Source organism: Kibdelosporangium phytohabitans (assembly GCF_001302585.1).
In the GTDB taxonomy this organism is placed as follows: Bacteria; Actinomycetota; Actinomycetes; order Mycobacteriales; family Pseudonocardiaceae; genus Kibdelosporangium; species Kibdelosporangium phytohabitans.
This window is the reverse complement of sequence record NZ_CP012752.1, coordinates 4200958-4222755: the sequence shown is the minus strand read 5'-3', so window position 1 is coordinate 4222755 and position 21798 is coordinate 4200958. Positions and strand designations below refer to the sequence as shown.

Here is a 21798-nt window from a genome sequence, read left to right as displayed (position 1 = left end):
TCCAGCAGGGAAACCCTCCATGACAAAGAACACCGATCTGAACTGGTTGCTCGACGACATCGTCGGCCGGGTGGTCGGCACCCAGCACGCCATCGTGTTGTCCGCGGACGGACTGCTGCTCGGCCGCTCGACGGGGATGAACAAGGACGACTCCGACCAGCTGTCGGCCATCGCGTCCAGCCTGCAGAGCCTCGCCAAGGGCGTGAGCAGGCACTTCAACCGCGGCCACGTGCTGCAGAACCTCATCGAGATGGAACAGGGCTACCTGTTCGTGTCCGCGGCCGGCCGCGGTGCCTGCCTCGCGGTGCTCGCCGAGGCGAGCGTGGACGTCGAGATGATCGCCTACGAGATGAACCGGCTGGTCAAGCGGGTCGGCGACTACCTCGCCTCGGCGCCACGGGACGCCGCGAAGATCGCGGAAAGGGCGTGAGGGTGGACGACGGTTGGTACGACGAGGCCGCCGGCCCGCTGGTCCGGCCGTACGCGATCACCGCGGGCCGGACCCCGTCCGCGACGACGAGCGGGAAGCTCGACGTGGCCACCCAGGTGATGACACTGCGGACGGCGGAGCGAACCGAATCCGCCGGTCTCACCCCGGAACACCTGAAGATCAGACGGCTGTGCAAGAGGCCGTTGTCCGTTGCCGAACTGGCCGTGCACATGAACCTCCCGCTCGGTGTGATCCGGGTGCTGTGCGGCGACCTGATCGAGCGCGGCGTCGTCATCGTCCGGTCGCCCGCACAACGGGCCGGGACTCCCGATCGAGAACTACTACAGGCGGTACTTGATGGCCTCTCCAACCTCTGAGGGCACCGGCGTGATCCCGGCGCCGGTCAAGATCATCGTCGCGGGCGGCTTCGGCGTCGGCAAGACCACGCTGGTCGCCTCGGTCAGCGAGATCCCGCCGTTGACGACGGAGGAACTGCTGACCGAGGCCAGCGACGGGATCGACGACCTGGCCGGTGTCGAGGGCAAGGCCACCACGACGGTGGCGCTGGACTTCGGGCGGATCACCATCTCGCCCAAGTACGTGCTGTACCTGTTCGGCACGCCGGGGCAGGAGCGGTTCTGGTTCATGTGGGACGAACTGGCCCGCGGCGCGATCGGGTGTGTCGTGCTGGTCGACACACGGCGGCTGGACAGCAGCTTCGCGGCGATCGACTTCTTCGAGCAGCGCCGGATCCCGTTCATCGTCGCGGTGAACTGCTTCGACGACGCCGAGCGGTACGCGGAGGACGAGATCCGCGCGGCACTGGCCGTTCCCCCGCACGTGCCGATCATGCTGTGCGACGCGCGGGACCGGAACTCGGCCAAGCTGACCCTGATCCGGCTGATCAAGCACGCGATGAGCGAACTGCCCGTCGGCTGAGCCCCGTGGGTGGCTCGCGGCCCGCCGCGTGCCACCCACGGGTGCCGTCACGCGGGTTCGAGCCTGAGGTTGAAGTGCCGCAACACCTTCGGCGCGTCCAGGATCCGGTAGCCGGGCACCGCACCGGGATCCTTGGCGATCTCGGCGAGCACGTCCGCCACGTAGTCCATGTGGGCCTGCGCGTAGACCCGGCGCGGCAACGCGATCCGGACGAGTTCGAACGGCGCCGGGGTGACCAGCTCGTTGTTCTCGTCCAGCTCGCCGAGGTACAGCGAACCCAGTTCCACACAACGGATCCCGCCGCGCAGATACATCTCGCACGCCAGCGCGTGGCCGGGGAACCGGCCGGCGGGCAGGTGCTGCAGCAACCGTCCGGCGTTGAGGTAGAGCGCGTGCAACCCGGGCGGCTGCACACTGTCCACACCGGCGTCGTTCGCTTGCTGGGCAAGGCGGATCGCCTCGGCCTCACGGGCGTGCAGGTAGCCCGGGTCAAGCACCTCCGCCAGCCCCTTGGCGACGCGTTCGAGGTCGTGCGCGGCCAGGCCACCGTACGTCCGGAACCCTTCGGTGGCGATCAGCAGCGTCTCGCAGCGGCTCGCCAGCTCCGCGTCGCGCACGCCGATGAACGCGCCCATCGGCGAGATGCCGTCCTTCTTCAGGCTCGCGACGCATCCGTCGACGAGGTCGAACGCCTCGGCGGCGACCTCGCGCGGTGTCCTGTTCTCGTAACCCGGTTCCCTGCGGGTCACCAGCCACGCGTTCTCCGCGAACCGCGCGGCGTCCAGGAAGATCGGCACCTTGTGCTTGCGGCACAACGCCACGGCCGCACGGAGGTTGGCCATCGAGACGGGCTGGCCACCGCCTCCGTTGTTGGTGATGGTCACCAGCACCATGCCGACGCGGTCACCGTCCGGACCGGACAAAGTCCGCTCCAGCAACGGGATGTCGATGTTGCCCTTGAACGGTTCATGGCTGTCCAGGTCGAGAAACCCGGCACACGGCAGGTCTCTCGCCTCGCAGCCGAGCAACTCGACGTTGGCCCGCGTGGTGTCGAAATGCGTGTTGCTGACACTGATCTGGCCGGGCTGGAGCACACTGGTGAACAGAACTCGTTCCGCCGCACGGCCTTGGTGCACCGGCAGGACGTGCGGGTACGACGTGAGGTCCGCGACCGCCTGGCGGAACCGGAAGAACGAGTCGGATCCGGCGTACGACCGGTCGGCGGCGGCGGCTGCTGCTTCCTGCGCGGTCGACATCGCGCCTGTGCCCGAGTCGGTCAGCAGGTCGATGGTGACCATGTTGGCAGGCAGGTTGAACGCGTTGTACCCGGCTCGCGCCAGTGCGCGTTCCCGGTCGGCGCGTGTGGTGATCGGGATCTCGGTGACGACCTGAGCCCGGTAAGGCGGAAACGCCCGCATTTTGTCTCCTTGACGGTTGTCACCCGGCCGGGACGAGCCCGAGTACCGAGCGACGCTTCGGCGGAAGCACGGAGTAGGCCTCTGACGACAGGTAGACGGTGATTCCGGAACCGAACGGGCTGAGCCGGAGTGAAACGTGCGGAATCAGGCCGACGCCGTCCCGCAGCGCCCGGCCGGAAACAGCCGCGATGGCTCGGTCGAGTTTCGTCGAGTCGAGGTCGTACTGCGCCATCAGGGCCAGCACTCTCGCTCTGGCGACTTCATCGTCGGCGACGTAGTCACGGATCGGAACATAGAGGCTGTAACTGCTCGGCGTGACCGCGTCACCGCCCGTGAATGAATAGCTCGAAATCAACGGCCGACTGCTGAACGGCCCATTTCCAGCACCGGAGATCGCGCAGAACTCGCGTATTCTTTCCGGTTCGACACCGGGTACGAGCGAGGCGGCGCGGACCACGTCGGCGGTTTCCGCGCCCTCGTGCGAGACGTAGAGCTTCACCCGTGATCGTGGGGTGTCGTCGAGGTCGAGCGCGAAGTAGCTGAACCGGTCCCGCCCCGGCCTGCCGAGGGCGGCAGCGGCGACGGAATCGTACGCGCGAGCGATCCCGAGCCGGCCGAGAGCCATCCTGACCAGCTCGTCTGCCCGTTCCGGCCCGGAGATCTGCGGGTTGAGGTACACCTTCAGCTGCGGGCGGCTGTCCGCCCGGAAGATCAGCGAGTACCAGAGGGTGAAGCCGCCGGCGGCCGTCTCGGGCAGGAACAGGTCCTGCACCGCGTCGAACCGGCCGGTGCGCAGCCCTAGCCACTCCGCGACGACGTCGAGGAACTTCCGCTCCGGGTGGACACCGACGGATTCACCGAGGACACGGACAGCGCATTCCCCGGTCGCGTCGAACGCGATCGAGAATTCAACGGGCGTGGTGTCGTCGGAGACACCGGACGGCCACTCGGACGATTCGTCGAGCCTGCTCGCACCGGCCGGGCCGAGCAAAAGCCCGAGCAGTTCACCGGGAAGCGGGCCATCGGCGAAACCCAGTACTCGACAAAGCCGGTTCAGCTGCCCATTGGTGTGCTCATACAGGGAAAAATCGGCCATGACGTCGCATTCACCGTTCGCTCAAGTGGCTTATGCCAAAACCACGAGTACGGTATCCAGTTCATGATCACGTCCGATACCTCTGTCAGTGTTGTCTTGTGACGGGATTCGACGCCGGAGCGTCACTCCTACGGGTGCGGCAATACCCTGAAGTCCCGATTGACGAACCACGATCGCGGAGTTATGGCGCACCCGGGCCCGGTCCGCGCGCGGGGCAACGCCCGGCCGCTGAACGGCTCAGCCCGCCACCCATTCGGGGAGCCGTTCACACGCTTGGAGCCACGCCGGTGGCACGCTCGCGGAGCCGGGGCCTGCGGCGATGATCCCGCCTGTGATGGCGCACACAGTGTCCAGGTCCGACGCGACCCGCGCGGCCGTCCACAGTGCTTCCTCGTAGGAGCCGAGGTTACGCGCTGCTAGCCACATCGCGAGCGGGACAGTGTCCGGCGCGCTGGTGCGGTGCCCGGTCCCCAGCCGCTGCCCCGCGTCCCGCGGGTCGTCGGTGTGCAGCAGGTCCAACGCGGCGTGAATTCCCCGCCGCACCTCGCTTTCGGGCACGCGCGACGCGACTGCCTGCAGGAACTCGCCAGGTGGGATTCCCGGTGCGGTGGCGGCGATCGCCGCGGCCACCGCGACGGCGACGGCACCGGCGACGCCCTCGGGATGGCTGTGGGTGACAACCGCGGACTTGGCGGCCTCGGTCACCACTGCGTCCACGTCCGGCCCGTACCACGCGCCCAGCGGCGCGACACGCATCGCGGCACCGTTGCCCCACGACCCCGTACCGCCGAACATGGCGGGAGCGACCTCCCGCCATGACTCGCCTTTTCGGTAACGCAACAGCATCCGCTCGGCAGCGCTGCCGTAACCGCGATCCGGATCGAGGTGCGCGGCGAACGACGTGGCCAGCGCGTCCTGTTCGATGTGGCCGTACCGCGCCAACGTCGAGTAGACCGAACACGCCATCTCGGTGTCGTCGGTCCAGTTCCACGGTGTGGGCGGCAACCGCCGTTCGAGCACGGCCGGATGGTCTCCCGGCATCAGGATCTGTGCGCCGAAAGCGTCTCCGACCGCGAGCCCGAACAGGCTTCTCACCGCTGGGTGACTGGTGTCCACGACTGACACCGTAACGCGTTCACTCACTGAACCATTCGCGAATGTCGTCGCGGCCGAACATGCTCAGCACCCCGATCGCCAGCCCGATCCCGACGAACGCGGTGACCTGCCCGCTGAACAGGTTGATCACCCCGCCGATCAGGCCGAGGACCTCGATCCCGATCACGGTCGGCCGGATCCACCGCTGCCGCGTCCCGGCCATCAGCACACACCCCAGCAGCACGAGCGCGATTCCGATGGACAGGAAACCGACGAAGTACAGCAGGCCGGAGTTCGACGTGCGCCCCCATCCGGTGACCGCGTCGATGATCAGGTATCCGAGAAAGCCGTTGGACAGCGCCTGGAACACCAGGATGCCCATGGCCAGCTTCAGCTTGCCCGGCATCCGCTGCCGTCCGGTACCGTTCGCCGATTCGTGCGTGGTTTCGTTCGTCATGGCCAAAACACTGACGAGTCGGCCCCGGTGCCGGCAACCGGAACATTCCGCTTGCGCGGGCCGCCTCCCGACGTCCGCCGTGTGGCGGATCCCGGCGCCCGTCCGCGCGTGCATAATCGTTTCGGCGTTGACACCGGCCCGACGAGCAATCGTCGTACAAATGCCCGCCAGACGACCGGCGCCGCGACAGGGAAGTCCACAATGGCCATTCGAGTCCGCTTCCTGCTCATCGACGACATCGACGGTACCGCTTCGCCGGACGTGCACCGGGTCACGTTCGCGCTCGACGGCGCCACCTACGAGATCGATCTGACCTCGGCGAACGCGGCCGAACTGCGGTCGCGGCTCGCCTCGTACATCCGGGTCGCGCGGCAGAAGGGGCGGGTAGTGTCCGCTGTGTGAACGATCTCCTGGTTGGCATCGACGCGGGAACGACAGCCGTGAAGGTGGCCGCGTTCACTGTGGACGGCCGTCCGGTCCGCGCGCACAGCACGGGCTACCCGATCAGCAGGCCGCGGCCCGGCTGGGCCGAGCAGGATCCGCTCGACTGGTGGCGCGGCACCCAGGAGGGGCTCGCCGCGCTGCCGGACGACGCCGTGCGCTCGCTCGGGATCGTCAGCCAGGTCAACACGCACGTGTTCGTGGACGAATCGCTCGAACCGCTCGCGCCTGCGATCATCTGGCAGGACCAGCGCTGCGCGGCCGTCGCGGCCGAGCTGGACAGCCGGTTCACCGCGGCGGACAAGGAGCGGATCTGGGGCGGCCCGGTCGTGCTCGACGCGTCGTTCCTGCCCGCGCGCGCCGAGTGGTTCGCCAGAACGCGTCCCGCGCTGTGGGAACGGACGCGGTGGGTGTTGAGCCCGAAGGACTTCATCGCGGCGCGGCTGACCGGACGGGTGGCCACGGACCTGTTGTCGTCAGTCCGGATCGCCGGGCCGGCGGGCTACATCCCCGAGGCACTCGCTCTGGTCGACGGCCTCGCCGACCGGTTGCCGCCGATCATGCCCGCCGAGTCGCGGCTGGTCGGAACCATGGACGCCTTCGGTGCGGTCCTCGGCACCGGACTGCCGTGGTCCGGGCGGCGCGGCATGGTGCTCTGCGGCACGTCCCTGGTGGTCGCGGGCGCGTCGGCGGCGTCGGCCACGGCGGCCGGGATCGTGACTTTCCCGCCGTACGACGGCGTTTCGGTGCACGCCGGGCCGACGCAGGCGGCGGGTGACGCGGTGCGGTGGTGGAGCCAGGTGAGCGGCCTGGACATCCCGTCGGTGTTCACGTCAGCCGAATCGGGGTCCTCGGGTGTGGTGTTCACGCCGTACCTCATGGGCGAACGCGCGCCGTTGTGGGATTCCTCGGCGCGGGCGACGTTCCTCGGCCTGAGTTCGGCGACATCACAGGCGGACATGTCGCGTGCGGTGCTGGAAGGCGTGGCGATGTCCGGCAGGCACGTACTGGAGGCAGTCGAGCAGGCGTGCGGATTCACGCTGGAGTCGTTGACCTTCTCCGGCGGCGGCGCCCGAAGTGCGCTGTGGGCGCAGATCTTCGCCGACGTACTCGACCGTCCGATCGAAAGACTGGGCGTCCACGACAGCGGGGCACTCGGCGCAGCGCTGCTGGGCGCCGTCAGCGCGAGGATCTACCCGTCGGTCGCCGAAGCAGCCGCGGCGACGGTGTCGGTGGACCAGGTGTTCACGCCGTCCCGATCGACGGACCGGCTGTACTCGGTGTACCGGGACGCCTACGAGGCCTTGCGGGACATCCACACCCGGCTGGTTTGAACACCCGGGCGGCCTGGGCACCTGCATGCCATGAAACGTCTGCTCAGTGTCCTGGTCGGCGCTCTGGCCGCCGGTGCCGCCGGGTACGTCAAGAGTGGTGACGAGGCCACGGCGAGCGGCGTCGCGCTGGCGTTCGCGATCCCGATAGCCATCAGCACGATCGCGCTGCCCGGCCTGCGCGCCCTGGTGCCCGCCGCGGTGTACGTGGCGTCGATGCTGGTCTTCGGGCCGTCCGAGCGGGCGGAAGGCGCGAACATCCTCAGCGGCTGGGCGTTGCTGTGGATGTGCTGCGTGCTCGCGGCCATCCTGGTGACGGTGTCGTTGCTGGTCAGCCGCCGCCGGAAAACGTCACGGACTCGATAGGACCGCGTCACGCCCTTCGGTGTAGCGGGACGAGCGGAGTCCACAGGGCTTCCGGGCTTCGTGAGCCCCTTGACCGGACATAGTCCGCTTAGACTATTCTAAGCGGACTACCAGGGTCAGGGGGATGGATGCGGACGCTCACCTCGCTGGGGCTCGCGGTGTTGCGGTTGCTCGACGCACAGCCACAACACCCGTACGAGCTGCGGCAACAGATGCGGGAACAAGGGCTTGACCGGATCGTCAAGGTGACGCACGGCGCGCTCTACCACACGGTCGAGACGCTGGCGAAGGCCGAACTGATCAAGCCGACCGAGACCACGAGAGAGGGAAAACGGCCCGAACGGACCGTCTACGCGATCACCGGCACCGGGCGGGAGGTGGCCCGCGACCGGTTGCGTGAGCTGCTGGTCACGGTCACACCGGAGTACCCGCCATACCGGACGGCGTTGGCGTTCATGGGCATGCTGCCCCAGAAGGACGCCGTTGATCTCCTTGACCGTCGCGCGATCGCCCTGGACGGCGAACTCGCGGCGCTGCAGACCGGTCACGACGCGGCCATCAAACAGGGTCTGCCCGCGATCGCCCTTGTCGAACTGCAGCACATGCAGGCCCATGTCCGCGCCGACGTCGAGCTGACCAAGGCGCTGGCCGACGACATCAGGGAAGGCCGGCTGACATGGCAGTGAAAGGCAATCCCTGGGCCGTTCTGGTCGCGTTGTGCCTCGGTTTCTTCATGACCTTGCTGGACACGACCGTCATCGGCGTCGCGATCCCGGACATCCTCAGCCAATTGGGCATCACGTACAACGAGGTCCTCTGGGTCAGCAACGCCTACGTGCTGGTTCTCGCGGTGTTGCTGATCGTCGGCGGCAGGCTCGGGGACCTGTTCGGCAAGCGGCGGATGTACCTTGTCGGCATCGCCGTGTTCACGGTGGCTTCCGTGATGTGTGCGCTCGCGCAGGACGCGCCGCAGCTGATCGCGGCGCGGTCCGTGCAGGGCCTCGGTGCCGCTTTGCTGATCCCGCAGACGATGTCGATCATCATCAGTGTGTTCCCCGCCGAACGGCGCGGTGCCGCGTTGGGTGTGTGGGGCGCGATCGCCGGTCTGGCCACAATCGCCGGGCCACCGCTCGGCGGGTTCCTGATCAGCACGTTCGACTGGCGGTGGATCTTCACCGTCAACGTCCCCATCGGACTGGCCGTGCTCGTGACGGCACCGCTGATCATCCCGGCGGGCGGCAGAACCCCCCGAGCGGGCAAGTTCGACCTGCGCGGGACAGCGCTGCTCGTCACGGGCCTGACCTGCCTGACCTACGGCCTGCAGGAGGGGCAGCGGCTCGAGTGGAACCTGGCGGTGGAGTTGCTGCTGGTCGCCGGAGTGGTGCTGCTGGTCGCGTTCGTGCTGGCCGAACGCAGACCAGGAGGACGGCAGCCGCTCGTTCCGTTGGCGTTGTTCGGCAACAGGAACTTCTCGCTGATGAACACGGCGGCGGTGACGTTGTCGGTCGGGATCATGAGCATGGCCATCGGCTTCCAGCTGTACGCGCAGTCCGTGCTCGGGATGTCCGCACTGGAAGCCGGCGCGGTCAACGCCCCGCTGGCGCTGATGACGGTGATCCTCGGGCCGTACGCCGGGCGGCTCACCGACTCCTACGGCGGGAAGTTCGTGGTCCTGGGCGGGCTTTCGCTGTTCACGGCCGGGATCGTGCTGTTCGGCCTGATGACCGGTGTGGACAGTTCGATGTGGACCATCCTGCCCAGTCTCCTGGTGATGGGCGCGGGCCTCGGCCTGACGTTCGCGCCGCTGAGCACCGTGGCGATGCACGGCGTCGAGCCCGCGTCGGCCGGGGCGGCGTCCGGGATGATCAACGCCACCCGCCAGTTCGGCTCGGTGCTCGGCACAGCGGGATTCGGTGTCCTGTTGCAGAACCAGCTCGTCGGATCGCTCGGCACGCACGCGCGGGCTGTCGCCGCGGACCTGCCCGCCGAGGTGCGCCAGGGATTCGTCGCGGGTGTCGAGCAGGCAGCGGGGCGTGGCGTCGAGTTCGTCCGGCTCCGGGACGGAACCGCTGTCGCCGCACCGAACGGGGCGTCCGCCGAGACCAGCCGGGTGGTTTCGGACGCCGCCAGACGGGTGTTCTCGGACGGGTTCGTCCAGGCTTTCCACGCTTCGCTCGCGTTTCCGGTGATCGCCTTGGTCCTCGGTGTCGGGTGCTGTGTCTTCGTCCAAACGCGCAGCGACGCGCTTGCAGACGTGTAACGAACGCCGGCTCCGCGTGGATGGGATGGTGTGTCCGTCGGCAGCCAGGAGATTCGATGAGTGGCCCGTTCATGCTCCCGGGCGAGGTGACGGTCACCGTCACCCGCGAAGAGGATCACCAGCAGCACCTCGCGCGATACCCGGTCACAGGCGCGCAACTCGTCGCCGAACTGGCGTGGTGCACTGTCACGACCGGGAAACACCAGGGGCAACGGGCGATCGAGGTCCGGCTTGACAGCGTGCGTGTCGGCGAACTGACCCACGTGATGTCGGATCGTTACGGCGCTTTGGTGTCCGAAGTGATCGAGCGCGGGCACCGACCTGGCTGCGCGGCTGTTCTGCACGACGGAAAACGCGGCATCGAGGTCACATTACGTTTGCCGCGGGCGGACACCGCTGTCGTTGTCCCGCTCGCGCGAACCGCGGATTCCCCGCAACCGTCGCGTCCGCGCCGCCGCAAACCGGTGTGGGTCGCGGCGGCCGTGGTCGGCGGGTTGCTGATCATCAGCGCGATCGCGTCGAAGGAGGACAAGCCCGCTCCCCCGGCCGCCGCTCCCACCGTCAACGGGACCACGGTCAACGGGACCGCGGCGGCGCCGGTCACCACCACGACCATCGGCGCCACCACCACGACAGCCGCGCCCGCACCCACATCGGTCCCGGTCGTCACAACGACCGTTCCGACGACGAAGAAACCGAGCAGTACCAAGCAGACACCGACGACAACCAGCGAACCGAAGCCTCCGGCCGAGCCGCAGGACGCCGCCGGTTGCGATCCGAACTACACGCCGTGCGTCCCGATCGCGTCGGACGTCGACTGCGCGGGCGGCAAGGGCAACGGCCCGGCGTACGTCAGTGGGCCAATTACCGTCATCGGCGAGGACATCTACAAACTCGACAACAACAACGACGGCATCGGCTGCGAGTAGACGTCACGGCGGCGGCAGCTTGCCCTTCTTCACCTCGGACGCCACTTTCGTTGCCACGTAGTGGACATTGGCCTCGTTCACTTCCTTGCCGGTGTTCCTGTCGACGAGCACCGGATCGGCCAGGTCGCCGGTCTCGGTGTCCACCAGGCGGACCGCGCCCTTGCCTCGTGTCATGTACTTGCGGCCCCAGACGGCGAGGGCTTCGACCACGGGCTGGAGGTCACGGCCGCGTCGCGTGAGCCGGTACTCGTACCGCGTCGGGTTGTCCTGGTACGGGTGACGTTCGAGCAGTCCGTTGTCGCACAGCTCTTTCAGTCTCCGGCTGAGGGAGTTCGTGGAGATGCCCATGCTCTGCTGGAACTCGTCGAACCGGGTCAGGCCGTGCAATGCGTCCCGGATGATCAGCAGGCTCCACCATTCGCCGACCTGGTCGAGCGTGCGCGCTGCCGGGCATTCCATCGCCGCGAAGCTGCTGTGACGCATGCCCTCTCCCCTGCTACTTCCACTATGGAAGTGACTGTAGCAGGATGGCTTCCATCATGGAATTCACTTCGCCGGAGATGGGGCAGACATGATCGGGGTACTGGGGCCGGGCGGGATCGGTGGGCTGCTGGCCGCGCGGCTGGCGGCGGCCGGGCGGGACGTGACCATCGTGGCCAGCGAGACCACTGCCGCGCGGATCACCGCCCAGGGTTTGCGTTTCACCGCGCCCGGGGCGTCCGAGGTCGTTTCGTACCCGACCGCTCGCGCGTACCTGACGGAGCCGGTGGAGGTCCTGTTCGTCGCCGTGAAGTCGACCGACCTGCTGCCCGCGTTGCAACGGATTCCGGCCGCCGTGTTGGGTGACGCCACGGTTGTCCCGTTCCTCAACGGGGTCGACCACTTGCCCTTGTTGCGGGCCGCGTATCCCGATGCGAACGTCGTCGCCGCCACGATGTCGGTCGAGGCAACGCGGCACCGGCCTGGCGTCGTCGAACAGGTCAGCGTGATGGACACCGTGCTCACCACCGACCACGCCGTCGCCGAGTTGCTCGCCAAGGCCGGGCTCGACGCGTCCACTCACCCCGACGAGGACACGGTGATGTGGCGGAAACTGACCTTCCTCGCGCCGTTCGCCTTGCTGACGACCAGTGCCGACGCCGCACTGGGAGAGGCGATCGCCCAGCGCGGCGAACACTTGCGGCCCCTCGTACGCGAAGCGGCCGCCGCTGCGAGGACACGGCAGGCCGATGTGGACGCCGACGCGATCGAGGCACGCCTGCGGCGCATGCCTGCCGGGTTCCGGTCGTCCATGCTCAAGGACGCCACCGCCGGACGGCACCTGGAACTCGACGCGATCGCCGGACCCGTCATCCGCGCGCTCGGCGCCGGGAACGCCCCGGCCACGGTCGAAGCCGTGCGGACCATCCTGGACGCACGCCTGCCGTGATCACCGTGCGCACAACCGGTCCAATACCGACTGGCTCTCGTCGTCCGCGGCGCGGTAGATCACCAACCGCTGGTCCGGATCTTGGAGTGGCGTGAGCACTTCGAAATGCACGGCGATCACACCGACGTCAGGATGCCGCAGCACCTTGCGCCCGCGGCCGTTGACCTCGATGTCCCGCTCAGCCCACAGTCGCGCGAATTCCTCGTCACGGGTGATGAATTCGGCGATGAGGCCGGTCAACGCCTGGTCATCCGGATGCGCGGCCCACGCTGCGCGCAGGTGGGCGATCCCCTCCCGCACGACGCGTTCGCGGTCGACATAGAAGTCACGCATCTTCGGATGCATCAGGCACAACCACATCGCATTGCGCCGCGACGGCGGCAGGGTGCCGAAATCCAGGAGCAGCTTCGCTATTTCGCCGTTCCAGGCCAGGATGTCGTAGCGGTGGTTCATCAGCATGGCCGGCAGCGGCGACAGGTCGGAGACCAAGTGGCCAGCGGCGCCGCCGCGGTGGTGGCCGGCTTGTCGGCGCCGCGGGGGCGCTGCCGGGCCAGGTCGAAGAGGTAGGCGCGTTCGGCGGGGGGCCAGGCGCAGCGCCCGGGACAGAGCCTCCACCACCTCCGCTGAGGGCCGCAGCCCGCGGGCCTGTTCCAGCCGCACGATGTAGTCGATGCTGACCCCGGCCAGTTCGGCGACCTCCTCGCGGCGCAGTCCCGGGGTCCGCCGGGCCTGCCGATGCGACGGCAGACCGAAATCGCGCGGGTCCAAGCGTTCACGCCGGGTCCGCAGGAACGCGGCCAGCTCCTGTGTCCTGTCCACGGTGCGGGTCGTCACGCCCGGTCCAACACCCGGGGTGGGACTGGTGTTCCCAGGAACTTCCCTCCCTTATCCCCGGCTCGCGGTGGTCACAGGTTTGTTCTCGACAACGGATCACAAGCACGGGAGAACACGATGTCGCTCACCCTCGACACCTACAGGCTGCTGGGCCGATCCGGGCTGCGGGTCTCACCGCTGGCGCTAGGCGCGGCAACCTTCGGCACCGAGTCGGGCTGGGGCGCCGAGCAGGACGAGGCGCGCAAACTGTTCGACGCCTACGTCGAGCGCGGCGGCAACTTCATCGACACCGCCAACACCTACTCCGATGGCAGCTCCGAGCGCCTGCTGGGCGAATTCACCCGCGACGACCGCGAGAGCCTGGTGCTGGCGACGAAGTACACGGCGCTGCGCCGGCCCGGCGACCCGAACTCCGGGGGCACTCACCGCAAGAGCCTGTTCGCGTCGGTGGAAGCCAGCCTGCGGCAGCTGAACACGGACTACCTCGATCTGCTCTACCTGCACGTGTGGGATTTCACGACGCCGGTCGAGGAGATCCTGCGCGGTATGGACGATCTGGTCCGCCACGGCAAGGTCTTGTACGTGGCGATCTCCAACACCCCGGCCTGGCAGGTGTCACGCATGCAGGCGATCGCCGACCTGCGCGGCTGGTCGCCACTGGTGGCGCTGCAGATCGAACACAACCTGATCGACCGCACCGGGGAACGTGACCTGATCCCCATGGCACGCGAGATGGGGCTGGGTGTGATCCCGTACTCGCCGCTGGCGGGCGGGGTGCTCACCGGCAAGTACAGCCGCGACGACCTGACCGCGACGAACGCCGGATCCGGCGACGGTACCCGCAAGAGCTTCAACCTCGCCTTGGGCACGCTCACCGAACGCAACCTCGCCATCGCCGATGTCGTGCAGGAGGTCGCCACGGAGCTGGGGCGGACACCCGCCCAGGTCGGGCTGGCCTGGGCCCTGCAGAGCCCGGGCGTGACGGCACCGATCATCGGTGCCCGTACCCCCGCGCAGCTGGAGGACAACCTGGGCGCTCTGGAGGTCGACTTCACCGCCGCCCAGCTGGCCCGCCTCGACGAGGCCAGCGCGATCGAGCTCGGCGCCCCGCACGGCCTGCTCGCCAGTGACCACATCCGCGAGGTGACCAAGGGCGACCTGAAGGTCGAAACCCGCCGCTGATGACCCGGCAGAGCCCCGAGGACAGCACCACCACCGTCCTCGGGGCGACCATCGGCACGATGCCGCGCAGGTCGCTGTCGTGGGATGGACGTACCCGTGCTGCGTGAATCGGATGCTCGACTGTGGTGAGGGTCGTTTCGTCTACGAGGAAGGGCACGGTCGGCACAACGATCCAGCAGGAGCTGCACACTTCGCAGAACACGGCGACCTGGGTGCCGACCGCCTACCTGCTGTCGCGCTGCTGCTCGGCGTCAGCCGGGGTGCTCGGCTTTGGTCGGCACCTTCTGGGACGCGACGTTCTGGCTGGCCGTGGCCGCCCGCAGGTACGCAGCCCGTACCGGGTCGCCGCAGCCCGCACAGCTCCCGGACAGTCGCGGTCGCCACGCCTCGACCGGCGGCGTGCTGCGCGACCCGGTAGCCGAGTTCCGCGGTGCGGTCCTCGATGTCGAGCAGGTTGAACCTGCCGAGTACCGAGCCGTCGTCGGCGACGAGGACGTGGAAGGCGCAGACACCGCCGTCCTGCTCGGCCAGCCGGGCGTTGCACAGGTCGGCGAACTGCTCGAAGAAGTCGTCGCCGCGGTCGGTGATCGCGGCGGCGAAGCAGGCGCGGTTGGCCGGCTCGGACGCCAGGACCGCCGGGGCGTGACCGGCGGCCAGCCGCTTCAGCTGGGGCATCGCCCGGCCCTGCCCAGGCACGACTCCGTTTGGTCAGCGACCGTCAGGGAGCGCGGGTTTCCAGGACCGATCCGTCAGCGAACACGAGTGCGGTGAACCGGCGGAGGTTGCTCAGGTGACGACCGTGGGTGATCTCGTTCACCGCGCGCACGCGTGACCGGTCGGCCTCCCACCAGGTGACCAGGCGCTGGGCGTCTTCCTTCTTCTGCTTGTCCTTCGACAGCAGCCCCGCGAACCGGGTCATCGCCGAGTCGCCGTCGACGTCCTGCTGTTCGATCACGACCGCCACCCGGCGGGTGGTCAGCACGAGGAAAGCCCTGCCGTTCCCGGCGATCAGGTGGTTCGCGCAGTGCACGGCGTCGCGGTCCGGGGTGTCGGTGAGGACCCGGCCGTTGATCGACGGGTCGTAGACCCACTCGTCGTGCAGGAACTTCCCGCCGGTGACCAGGTCGCTCGGCAACGGCCACTTCGGCGCCTTCATCCGGCACTTCGGCAGCTGCGCGTCCTCCGCCGGGGCGTGCGGCACGTGCTGCTCGCCGCCGACCACGGCCAGGAAGTGACCTGCGCAGGGGCGGACGTCCACCAGCCCCTCTTCGCTCAGCCAGCCGGTCCTGATCACCGATTCGGTGAGGTCCTTGACCTTCAGCCCGAAGAAGTGGTCGTCCATGTCGTCAGCTCCCCGAGATCCAGGTCCGTGCCATCTCGGCCGTACGCGGCCCGTGCCCGACGCACAGCCGCATGCCCGAGCCGTCCGCGAGCACGACCTGGAGGTAGCAGGGCTCGTGCTCGCCGAGGCGGCCCACCAGCCCGAAGAGGATGTCCACCGAGCGCAGCGCCTCGCGTGGGATCTCCACCCCGGCTTCGACCTCGGGGAACAGCACCGGCTTGCCCGCCGGGTGGTCGTCGGCGAACGACCTCGCCGCGTCCACCGCGATCCCCGCCACCGCGCGCACGAGGTTGCCGGTCAGGCCCGGCTTGCCTTTCTCCTCCTGCTCGGCGAGCCTGCGCACGACCGCCGAGTCCACCAGCCACGCCAGCCGCTGCGCGGTGAGCACCCAGGTGCCGTGGATGTCCTCCCAGCCCGGCAGTTGCCTGCGGCGCCACGGTTGCACGGCCCGAACGGACATGCAGTCCGGGCCCGGCCCGGTGATCAGCATGTTGAGGAACTCGGGGCCGGAGGGGTTGTCGCCCTCGTCGCCGTAGTTGTCGTCGGTCGCGGCCATGACCGCGTCCACCGCGCCGAGCGCCACGGTGGCGGCGCCGCGCCCGACCGCGCCCAGCGCCTTCGACAGCACGTTGCGCTTGGGATCGCCGTTCGGTTCGAGGCCTTCGACCTCGAACCGAGGTTTGTCCAGTTTGCTGCTCCAGAGGAACAGGATCTTCTCACCCGGACGACACCAGTGTTCTCGTGCGGACAGGACAACGGTCATGTGGCCCCCAGTTTCGACAGCGCGGGGAGCCTAACCGATGCGCGGCACCGGTGTCCGGGAGATCGCGAAGGGGGCGCGCCCGTCGGCACGCCCCCTCTTTTCACGATCGGGTCACGAGGTCAGCAGCGTGACTCCGTAGTAGCTCGCCGCGTCCACGACGGGCTGGTAGAACGAGTAGAAGCCGGTCGCGTTGGCGCCCTGGTTGTAGCCGCACTCCGCGTTGCTCGGGCCACCGGAGGTCATGCCCTGCGCGGTGTTGCCGGAGATGTACGCGCCGCCGCTGTCGCCGCCCTCGGTGCAGACCGTGGCGCGGGCCAGGCCCGTGGTGGTCACGGACTCACCGGAGTACCGCACGGACTGGTTGTAGTGCGTGATCTTGCCGCAGGTCCAGCCGGTGGTGTTGCCCGCCTTGCAGATCGTGGTGCCGACCGGGGCCTTCGACGAGCCCGTGATCCGGACCGTCGTGCCGTTCCGGGTGTCCACATAGGCCCGCTGGGTGTCCTCGGCGTCGATGTTCACGATGCCCATGTCCACCGACGGGAAGCGGGTGCCCGCGCCCTTGCCGATGTGGGTGCCGTTGGCGTCCAGGATGTCCGGGTTGCCCTCGACGCAGTGACCCGCGGTGAGCAGGACCTTGGCGCCGTTGCGCGTGCCGTTGAAGCCGAGCGAGCAGTTGGTCCCCGGTACGAGGTCCATGATCCGGCCCGGCACCACGTCGGCGTTGCGGACCAGCTTCGCCGCGCCGGTCTCGACGATCACGCCGTCCATCTGGGACAGCCGCAGGACCAGCGCGTCACCCGCGGTCGGTTCGACGGTCACCACGACGCGGTCGATGGCCACATCCGGCCCCCAGGTCTGCACCTGCGCCTTGTCCGCACCGATCGCCTGCTGCACACGGCCCGACAGGTCGTTGAGCGCGCGCTCGCCCCGCACGCCGGAGCGCGGGGTCAGCCCGGCGTCCTTGGCGCGCTTGGCGTCCGAAGTGGTCACGACCAGCGCGCCGGCCGAGTCGAAGAACGCGCCGTCGGTCGGCATGCCGGCGGCCTGCAGGTCGGCGAGCTTGCGGGACAGCCGCTGCTCCTGGTCGAGGCGCTGCGCGGCCTGCGCCGGGGCGAGTCCCAGCTGGACCGCGGCGGCGCCGACCATGGCCCGGTCGAACTGCGGCGCGGCGACCGCCGAAGGCGCCATGAGCACAGCACTCACCGCGACGCCTGCCGCGAGACAGGCGCCTGCAATACGAGCTTTCATTTGTTTTCAGCCTTCTTCGCAGGGAGAAAGAATGCGGGAATCGGCCCTCGGTGAAACATTTTCGATGCGTTCACAGTAGCGCCGGCATCTGGCCACCAATACCTTCGAAAGTAGGCCGTTCGGCCGGAGGCCATACGGCTGAACGCCCACGCCACTGGCGTGGGGCGCCGGGGTTGTGGTGTCATTCGCTCGCGCCGCCTGTTCGCCGACCGCACGACCCGCGGTACTCCCTGCCGCGCAAGACAGGAGGTCAAGTGCGACCGCAGCCCGCCCGAAAACATATTCGCCGATGGCTATCAGTGATGCTGACGAGCACCGCCGGAATGCTTTTCGTTTTCACCGGAACAGCGCTCGCGGAACCACCGAAGGCATTGGACTGGAACGCGCCGGGACCTGACCGGAGCTACGAACCCGCCTTCGACTACGACGGCGACGGCTGTTACCCGACACCGGCGATCGGCCGGGACGGCACCATCGCACCGGGCCTCAACCCCGGTGGCGCGCTGAACGGCCAGTGCCACGACCAGTCCGATTTGGACAACACCAACGCGTACTCCCGCGTGAAGTGCAACAACGGCTGGTGCGCCTACCTCTACGCCCTGTACTTCGAGAAGGACCAGGCCGTCCCCGGGTCCGGCCTCGGCGGGCACAAGCACGACTGGGAGCACGTGGTCGTGTGGGTGCCGGACGGCGGCTGGCCGCAGTACGTCTCGGCGTCCGCGCACGGCAAGTACAACACCAAGTCCCGCAACGACATCCCGTGGGACGACAGCGGGACGCACCCGAAGATCGTCTACCACAAGGACGGCATCGGCACGCACTGCTTCCGGTTCGCCGGATTCGGTGAGCAGCCGGAGAACCACGAGAAGGCTTGGCAGTACCCACCGCTGGTCGGCTGGGACGACTACCCAGCAGGTCTGCGGGACAAGCTCACCGGCGCCGACTTCGGCGCCGCACAGCTGGGCATCCGGAACAGCTCGTTCACCTCCGAGCTGTCCAAGGCCAAACCGGCCGGTATCCCGTTCGATCCGAACTCGTGACGGCACCGGATGGCCCCGGCGTGTCCGGGGTCATCCCCGCCACACCTTGTCCCCCGCGAGAACGTAGATCCGGTCGCCGGCCCGCACCGCGGACGTGACCGTCCCGCTTGGACCGGAGATCGGGTTCGCCGTCCACGTGTCACCGTCCGCACGGACGATCTTCACCTGACCGTTGTCCGAGACGACCTGGGTCACGTGCTCGTCGAGCGGCGGCGCCAGTTTGTCGCTGTCCTTGACCGGGATCGGCGGCGTTCCCGGCAGTCGCTTCCACACGCCGTCGGCCATCCGCCACAACGCCAGCGTGCCGTCGACCGACCCGGCGGCGCCGCACACCGCACCCCAGCACCGGACCGACGAGACGACTGCGAGCTTTCCCGCGTCCGGCAACGGCGTGCCCGTCCAGCCGGTGCCGGACGCGGCCGACTGCCACACCATGGCGATCTCACGGCCGTCGGTCAGCCGCATCCCGCCGATCAGCGCGCCCTTCCCGTATGCCGTGACACTGTTCGCGAACGCCAGGGTCCGGCGGTCGCTCTCCAGCTCGGTCCCGGCCGAGTCCCGGCGTGCCCAGGTGTCACCCTCGGCTGTCCACACGGCGACGTCCAAACCGGCCTTGGCGCTCTGCCAGGACCCGACCAGCACCGGTGTGGACGACGCGAGGGCGGCGCCGACGAGCTCACCCGCTCCCCAGCCTCCGAACGTGCTGAATCCCTGGACTTTCTCGGTGATCCCGGCGGCGGTTCCCGTCCACACCGACCACCGCACGTTCGCGTGCGCACCGCCTCGCTCGCCGCCGACGGCCAGTATCCGGTCCCCGTCGGAGTCGATGGCGTACCACTTCGCCAGCAACCCGTAGGGGCTTTCGCCGCGCACCGGGATCTCGCTGACCGCGCCGTCCTCGTTCGCCCGCAGCACGCCCGGCACGACAGGGTGCCCGTCGCGGCGCACACCGATCAGCACATCACCGCCATAACCCGCCAGCAGTACCGGACGCGCGCCCGCAGGCAGGTCGACCGCGCTGAACGCGGGTGCCTCCGGCGCACAACCACCCAGCAAGACAAGCAGAACGCACACCAGCAGAACGCGCATCCACCTATCGTCCAGGTACCGTCATCGAGTTATCCAGTGGCATGATCGGACAAAGACCCCATACTGTGTCGGAGTGAGTGACTCGAAGACGCGCGGTACCCGTCTGGACACGCGCGCGCCCGGCACACGCACGTTCCTGCGGTTGCTGGTCAACACCATCCTCGTGTCGGTCACCAACTACACGGTCTTCTTCGCGATCACGTTCTACGTGTACCTGGAGACCAAGTCGGTCTTCGCGACCGGCGTGCTCTCCGGGCTGTTCCTGCTGCTGACCTCGGCGACCGGCATCTGGTTCGGCAGCCTGGTCGACCACCACGACAAGAAGACCATCATGCTGCTGTCGGGCATCGGGTCACTGGTGTTCTACGTCGTGTCGTTCGCCGTCTACCTCAGCGCCCCGGCGGGGACGTTCAAGGACCCGGCCAGCCCGTGGCTGTGGGGGCTGATCCTGCTGCTGATGATCGGCGTGATCATCGGCAACATCCGCACGATCGCGCTGCCGACGATGGTCACCGCCCTGATCGAGGAGGGCAGCAGGGACAAGGCCAACGGCCTGGTCGGCACGACGACCGGCATATCCTTCCTGGTCACGTCCGTGATCAGCGGCGTGCTCGTGGCGCAGGGCGGCATGACCTACGTGCTCATCGTCGCGCTGGCCGTGCTGACGCTGGCCAGCCTCGACATCTCCGCGACCAAGGTGCCCCGGATCGTCGCGTCGGAAGGCACCGACGGGCCCAAACGCGCCGACGTGCGCGGCACCGTGCGGATCATCCGCAGCATCCCGGGCCTGATGGCGATGGTGCTGTTCGCGACGCTGAACAACTTCCTCGGCGGCGCGTTCATGGCGCTGATGGACCCGTACGGCCTGTCGCTGGTGTCGGTCGAGGTCTGGGGCTTCCTGTGGGGCGCGCTGAGCGGCGCCATGATCATCGGTGGGCTCGTGGTCGCGCGGACCGGCCTGGGCCGCAACCCGGTGCGCACGCTGCTGCTGGTCAACATGGTGCTGTGGTCGATATCGATCGTGTTCCCGATCCAGGCGTCGCTGGGCCTGCTGATCGGCGGGCTGCTCGTCTACCTGCTGCTGATGCCCGCGGCGGAGGCGGCCGAGCAGACCATCCTGCAGAAGGTCGTGCCGTACGAGCGCCAGGGCCGGGTCTTCGGCTTCGCGCAGAGCGTGGAGCAGGCGGCGTCGCCGCTGACGGCGTTCCTGATCAGCCCGATCGCCCAGTTCGTGTTCATCCCGTTCATGACCACGGGTGCGGGCGTCGACCTGATCGGTGGCTGGTTCGGCACCGGGCCCGACCGCGGCATGGCGCTCGTGTTCATCGCCGCTGGGTTCCTCGGCGTGCTCGTCACGATCTTCGCGTTGCGGTCCAGGTTCTACCGCGGCCTGTCGCGCCAGTACCTCGAATCGGAGAGCACCGAGGAGCCCGTCACGCGCTGAGCGGCTGCAGCCCCAGCTCGATGCCCCACTGCAGGCGCAGGTAGATCTCGACCATCTCGATCAGCGACTGCTCCCGCACCAGCCGCGCGAAGTGCCAGGACATCCGGGAGTCGTAGGCGTCGGTCAGGTGCACGACCCGCCTGCGCAGCACCGGACGCAGCTCGGTGCCGGTCACGACGTACTCGAGGTGGTAGAGGGGCTGCTCGATGCCTGCCCACTCGTACGCGCCGTCCGGTGTCGTCAGGTGCGCGGTGCCGAGGTGGAACACCGCGTGCCGGTCCTGGTCGACGTACACGCGCTGGATCACCTGGGTGTAGCGGGACTCGTCGATCCACAGGCGCTGGTCGGACATCAGGACGAAGTCGGGCTCCTCTGTGGAGTACGTGCGCACGCTGCCCGCCCGCACACGGCCGGGCGCGTACGTCTCCGGCGCGTACGCCTTGCGGACCAGCATGTCCCACACCATGCTCTTCGTGACGACGAGGTCGCCACCGACCCGGTGGTGCCGCTTGACCAGCGCGTTGACGTCCAGTGGCGGGAACTCGACCGGGGTGTTCTCCGCCGCGGTCCACTCACGGTGGAATTCCGCCGCGTAGTCCTGTGCCAGTTCCGTCGCCATACCAGGCTCCTGTCCCCGACGGACCGCTGATAGTCAACGGCCCTGA

General features: G+C 68.5%; 24 protein-coding genes and 1 pseudogene. 13 read left to right on the top strand and 12 right to left on the bottom strand.

The annotated features are described in order from the left end of the window. The first annotated feature begins 19 nt into the window (after window positions 1-19). The 3 genes from AOZ06_RS19350 to AOZ06_RS19340 are packed head-to-tail and all read left to right on the top strand — an operon-like array spanning window position 20 to window position 1369. On the top strand, window positions 20-430 hold the full coding sequence (locus tag AOZ06_RS19350) for a roadblock/LC7 domain-containing protein (RefSeq protein ID WP_054290691.1): 411 nt from the start codon (window positions 20-22) through the stop codon (window positions 428-430). A 2-nt stretch (window positions 431-432) separates the two neighbouring features. Further along, window positions 433-807 (top strand): DUF742 domain-containing protein, encoded by a 375-nt coding sequence (locus AOZ06_RS19345; RefSeq protein ID WP_054290690.1) that lies wholly within the window; start codon window positions 433-435, stop codon window positions 805-807. Beyond that, window positions 788-1369, top strand: coding sequence for a GTP-binding protein (locus AOZ06_RS19340; protein WP_179950828.1), 582 nt, complete (start codon window positions 788-790; stop codon window positions 1367-1369). Before AOZ06_RS19345 ends, AOZ06_RS19340 begins: the two co-directional genes overlap by 20 nt. Before the next feature lie 47 nt (window positions 1370-1416). On the opposite strand, the gene AOZ06_RS19335 is transcribed toward AOZ06_RS19340, so the two are convergent. The 4 genes from AOZ06_RS19335 to AOZ06_RS19320 all read right to left on the bottom strand — a co-directional run bounded on the left by AOZ06_RS19335 (window position 1417) and on the right by AOZ06_RS19320 (window position 5435). Then, window positions 1417-2787, bottom strand: a complete 1371-nt coding sequence (locus tag AOZ06_RS19335; protein ID WP_054290688.1) for a tryptophanase — start codon at window positions 2785-2787, stop codon at window positions 1417-1419. A 19-nt stretch (window positions 2788-2806) separates the two neighbouring features. Next, the gene (locus AOZ06_RS19330) at window positions 2807-3883 is read right to left on the bottom strand and encodes a tryptophan dimethylallyltransferase family protein (RefSeq protein ID WP_054290687.1); all 1077 of its coding nucleotides are present in this window, start codon (window positions 3881-3883) and stop codon (window positions 2807-2809) included. A gap of 237 nt (window positions 3884-4120) precedes the next feature. Further along, window positions 4121-4999: an ADP-ribosylglycohydrolase family protein gene (locus tag AOZ06_RS19325; protein ID WP_236952294.1), complete on the bottom strand. Its 879-nt coding sequence runs from the start codon at window positions 4997-4999 to the stop codon at window positions 4121-4123. A gap of 19 nt (window positions 5000-5018) precedes the next feature. Beyond that, complete coding sequence (locus tag AOZ06_RS19320; protein ID WP_054290685.1) at window positions 5019-5435, bottom strand: hypothetical protein; 417 nt, start codon at window positions 5433-5435, stop codon at window positions 5019-5021. 201 nt (window positions 5436-5636) lie between these two features. Between AOZ06_RS19320 and AOZ06_RS19315 the strand changes: the two genes are divergently transcribed. The 6 genes from AOZ06_RS19315 to AOZ06_RS54160 all read left to right on the top strand — a co-directional run bounded on the left by AOZ06_RS19315 (window position 5637) and on the right by AOZ06_RS54160 (window position 10762). Beyond that, window positions 5637-5837 (top strand): Lsr2 dimerization domain-containing protein, encoded by a 201-nt coding sequence (locus tag AOZ06_RS19315; protein ID WP_054290684.1) that lies wholly within the window; start codon window positions 5637-5639, stop codon window positions 5835-5837. Further along, window positions 5834-7210 carry an FGGY-family carbohydrate kinase gene (locus AOZ06_RS19310; RefSeq protein WP_054290683.1) on the top strand — a complete coding sequence of 459 codons (1377 nt, stop codon included), beginning with the start codon at window positions 5834-5836 and terminating at the stop codon, window positions 7208-7210. Before AOZ06_RS19315 ends, AOZ06_RS19310 begins: the two co-directional genes overlap by 4 nt. 30 nt (window positions 7211-7240) lie before the next feature. Then, on the top strand, window positions 7241-7573 hold the full coding sequence (locus AOZ06_RS19305; RefSeq protein ID WP_054290682.1) for a hypothetical protein: 333 nt from the start codon (window positions 7241-7243) through the stop codon (window positions 7571-7573). Between the two features lie 128 nt (window positions 7574-7701). After that, on the top strand, window positions 7702-8259 hold the full coding sequence (locus AOZ06_RS19300) for a PadR family transcriptional regulator (protein ID WP_054290681.1): 558 nt from the start codon (window positions 7702-7704) through the stop codon (window positions 8257-8259). After that, window positions 8250-9833 (top strand): DHA2 family efflux MFS transporter permease subunit, encoded by a 1584-nt coding sequence (locus AOZ06_RS19295; protein ID WP_083471796.1) that lies wholly within the window; start codon window positions 8250-8252, stop codon window positions 9831-9833. The genes AOZ06_RS19300 and AOZ06_RS19295 overlap by 10 nt, the downstream gene beginning before the upstream one ends. Before the next feature lie 56 nt (window positions 9834-9889). Beyond that, window positions 9890-10762 carry a hypothetical protein gene (locus tag AOZ06_RS54160; RefSeq protein ID WP_054290679.1) on the top strand — a complete coding sequence of 291 codons (873 nt, stop codon included), beginning with the start codon at window positions 9890-9892 and terminating at the stop codon, window positions 10760-10762. 3 nt (window positions 10763-10765) lie between these two features. On the opposite strand, the gene AOZ06_RS19285 is transcribed toward AOZ06_RS54160, so the two are convergent. Further along, window positions 10766-11245: a winged helix-turn-helix transcriptional regulator gene (locus AOZ06_RS19285; RefSeq protein ID WP_054290678.1), complete on the bottom strand. Its 480-nt coding sequence runs from the start codon at window positions 11243-11245 to the stop codon at window positions 10766-10768. A gap of 88 nt (window positions 11246-11333) precedes the next feature. On the opposite strand from AOZ06_RS19285, the gene AOZ06_RS19280 reads away from it, so the two are divergent. After that, window positions 11334-12191 carry a ketopantoate reductase family protein gene (locus AOZ06_RS19280; RefSeq protein ID WP_054290677.1) on the top strand — a complete coding sequence of 286 codons (858 nt, stop codon included), beginning with the start codon at window positions 11334-11336 and terminating at the stop codon, window positions 12189-12191. Here AOZ06_RS19280 and AOZ06_RS19275 read toward each other — a convergent pair. Further along, window positions 12192-13025, bottom strand: a pseudogene (locus AOZ06_RS19275) (helix-turn-helix transcriptional regulator). Window positions 13026-13142: 117 nt separating this feature from the next. Between AOZ06_RS19275 and AOZ06_RS19270 the strand changes: the two are divergent. After that, on the top strand, window positions 13143-14207 hold the full coding sequence (locus tag AOZ06_RS19270) for an aldo/keto reductase (protein ID WP_054290676.1): 1065 nt from the start codon (window positions 13143-13145) through the stop codon (window positions 14205-14207). A gap of 141 nt (window positions 14208-14348) precedes the next feature. Here the strand turns inward: AOZ06_RS19270 and AOZ06_RS19265 are convergent, their stop codons facing one another. From AOZ06_RS19265 to AOZ06_RS19250, 4 genes are all read right to left on the bottom strand, one after another. Then, window positions 14349-14882 (bottom strand): GNAT family N-acetyltransferase, encoded by a 534-nt coding sequence (locus AOZ06_RS19265; protein WP_218922016.1) that lies wholly within the window; start codon window positions 14880-14882, stop codon window positions 14349-14351. A 43-nt stretch (window positions 14883-14925) separates the two neighbouring features. After that, window positions 14926-15549, bottom strand: a complete 624-nt coding sequence (locus AOZ06_RS19260; protein ID WP_054290675.1) for a hypothetical protein — start codon at window positions 15547-15549, stop codon at window positions 14926-14928. A 4-nt stretch (window positions 15550-15553) separates the two neighbouring features. Continuing rightward, complete coding sequence (locus AOZ06_RS19255) at window positions 15554-16312, bottom strand: hypothetical protein (protein WP_054290674.1); 759 nt, start codon at window positions 16310-16312, stop codon at window positions 15554-15556. A 111-nt stretch (window positions 16313-16423) separates the two neighbouring features. Beyond that, complete coding sequence (locus AOZ06_RS19250; RefSeq protein ID WP_054290673.1) at window positions 16424-17560, bottom strand: S1 family peptidase; 1137 nt, start codon at window positions 17558-17560, stop codon at window positions 16424-16426. 302 nt (window positions 17561-17862) lie between these two features. Here AOZ06_RS19250 and AOZ06_RS19245 point away from each other — a divergent pair, with 302 nt between their 5' ends. Beyond that, window positions 17863-18600 carry an NPP1 family protein gene (locus AOZ06_RS19245; protein ID WP_054290672.1) on the top strand — a complete coding sequence of 246 codons (738 nt, stop codon included), beginning with the start codon at window positions 17863-17865 and terminating at the stop codon, window positions 18598-18600. A 30-nt stretch (window positions 18601-18630) separates the two neighbouring features. Here AOZ06_RS19245 and AOZ06_RS19240 read toward each other — a convergent pair whose 3' ends face one another. Next, window positions 18631-19689 (bottom strand): hypothetical protein, encoded by a 1059-nt coding sequence (locus AOZ06_RS19240; RefSeq protein WP_054290671.1) that lies wholly within the window; start codon window positions 19687-19689, stop codon window positions 18631-18633. Between the two features lie 73 nt (window positions 19690-19762). Here AOZ06_RS19240 and AOZ06_RS19235 point away from each other — a divergent pair, with 73 nt between their 5' ends. Continuing rightward, entirely contained in the window at window positions 19763-21133 is a 1371-nt protein-coding gene (locus AOZ06_RS19235) for an MFS transporter (protein WP_083471795.1), read from the top strand. Here AOZ06_RS19235 and AOZ06_RS19230 read toward each other — a convergent pair. Continuing rightward, entirely contained in the window at window positions 21123-21752 is a 630-nt protein-coding gene (locus AOZ06_RS19230; RefSeq protein WP_054290670.1) for a hypothetical protein, read from the bottom strand. The genes AOZ06_RS19235 and AOZ06_RS19230 overlap by 11 nt on opposite strands. Window positions 21753-21798: the final 46 nt, after the last annotated feature.

Bases quoted from the DNA above. Each gene is read 5' to 3' on its own strand.
- AOZ06_RS19255 (WP_054290674.1), bottom strand. From the start codon at position 16,312: ATGACCGTTGTCCTGTCCGCACGAGAACACTGGTGTCGTCCGGGTGAG.
- AOZ06_RS19245 (WP_054290672.1), top strand. From the start codon at position 17,863: ATGCTGACGAGCACCGCCGGAATGCTTTTCGTTTTCACCGGAACAGCG.
- AOZ06_RS19260 (WP_054290675.1), bottom strand. From the start codon at position 15,549: ATGGACGACCACTTCTTCGGGCTGAAGGTCAAGGACCTCACCGAATCG.
- AOZ06_RS19300 (WP_054290681.1), top strand. From the start codon at position 7,702: ATGCGGACGCTCACCTCGCTGGGGCTCGCGGTGTTGCGGTTGCTCGAC.
- AOZ06_RS19320 (WP_054290685.1), bottom strand. From the start codon at position 5,435: ATGACGAACGAAACCACGCACGAATCGGCGAACGGTACCGGACGGCAG.
- AOZ06_RS19285 (WP_054290678.1), bottom strand. From the start codon at position 11,245: ATGCGTCACAGCAGCTTCGCGGCGATGGAATGCCCGGCAGCGCGCACG.
- AOZ06_RS19250 (WP_054290673.1), bottom strand. From the start codon at position 17,560: ATGAAAGCTCGTATTGCAGGCGCCTGTCTCGCGGCAGGCGTCGCGGTG.
- AOZ06_RS19240 (WP_054290671.1), bottom strand. From the start codon at position 19,689: ATGCGCGTTCTGCTGGTGTGCGTTCTGCTTGTCTTGCTGGGTGGTTGT.
- AOZ06_RS19270 (WP_054290676.1), top strand. From the start codon at position 13,143: ATGTCGCTCACCCTCGACACCTACAGGCTGCTGGGCCGATCCGGGCTG.
- AOZ06_RS54160 (WP_054290679.1), top strand. From the start codon at position 9,890: ATGAGTGGCCCGTTCATGCTCCCGGGCGAGGTGACGGTCACCGTCACC.
- AOZ06_RS19350 (WP_054290691.1), top strand. From the start codon at position 20: ATGACAAAGAACACCGATCTGAACTGGTTGCTCGACGACATCGTCGGC.
- AOZ06_RS19315 (WP_054290684.1), top strand. From the start codon at position 5,637: ATGGCCATTCGAGTCCGCTTCCTGCTCATCGACGACATCGACGGTACC.
- AOZ06_RS19230 (WP_054290670.1), bottom strand. From the start codon at position 21,752: ATGGCGACGGAACTGGCACAGGACTACGCGGCGGAATTCCACCGTGAG.
- AOZ06_RS19330 (WP_054290687.1), bottom strand. From the start codon at position 3,883: ATGGCCGATTTTTCCCTGTATGAGCACACCAATGGGCAGCTGAACCGG.
- AOZ06_RS19305 (WP_054290682.1), top strand. From the start codon at position 7,241: ATGAAACGTCTGCTCAGTGTCCTGGTCGGCGCTCTGGCCGCCGGTGCC.
- AOZ06_RS19280 (WP_054290677.1), top strand. From the start codon at position 11,334: ATGATCGGGGTACTGGGGCCGGGCGGGATCGGTGGGCTGCTGGCCGCG.
- AOZ06_RS19335 (WP_054290688.1), bottom strand. From the start codon at position 2,787: ATGCGGGCGTTTCCGCCTTACCGGGCTCAGGTCGTCACCGAGATCCCG.
- AOZ06_RS19265 (WP_218922016.1), bottom strand. From the start codon at position 14,882: ATGCCCCAGCTGAAGCGGCTGGCCGCCGGTCACGCCCCGGCGGTCCTG.
- AOZ06_RS19295 (WP_083471796.1), top strand. From the start codon at position 8,250: ATGGCAGTGAAAGGCAATCCCTGGGCCGTTCTGGTCGCGTTGTGCCTC.
- AOZ06_RS19340 (WP_179950828.1), top strand. From the start codon at position 788: ATGGCCTCTCCAACCTCTGAGGGCACCGGCGTGATCCCGGCGCCGGTC.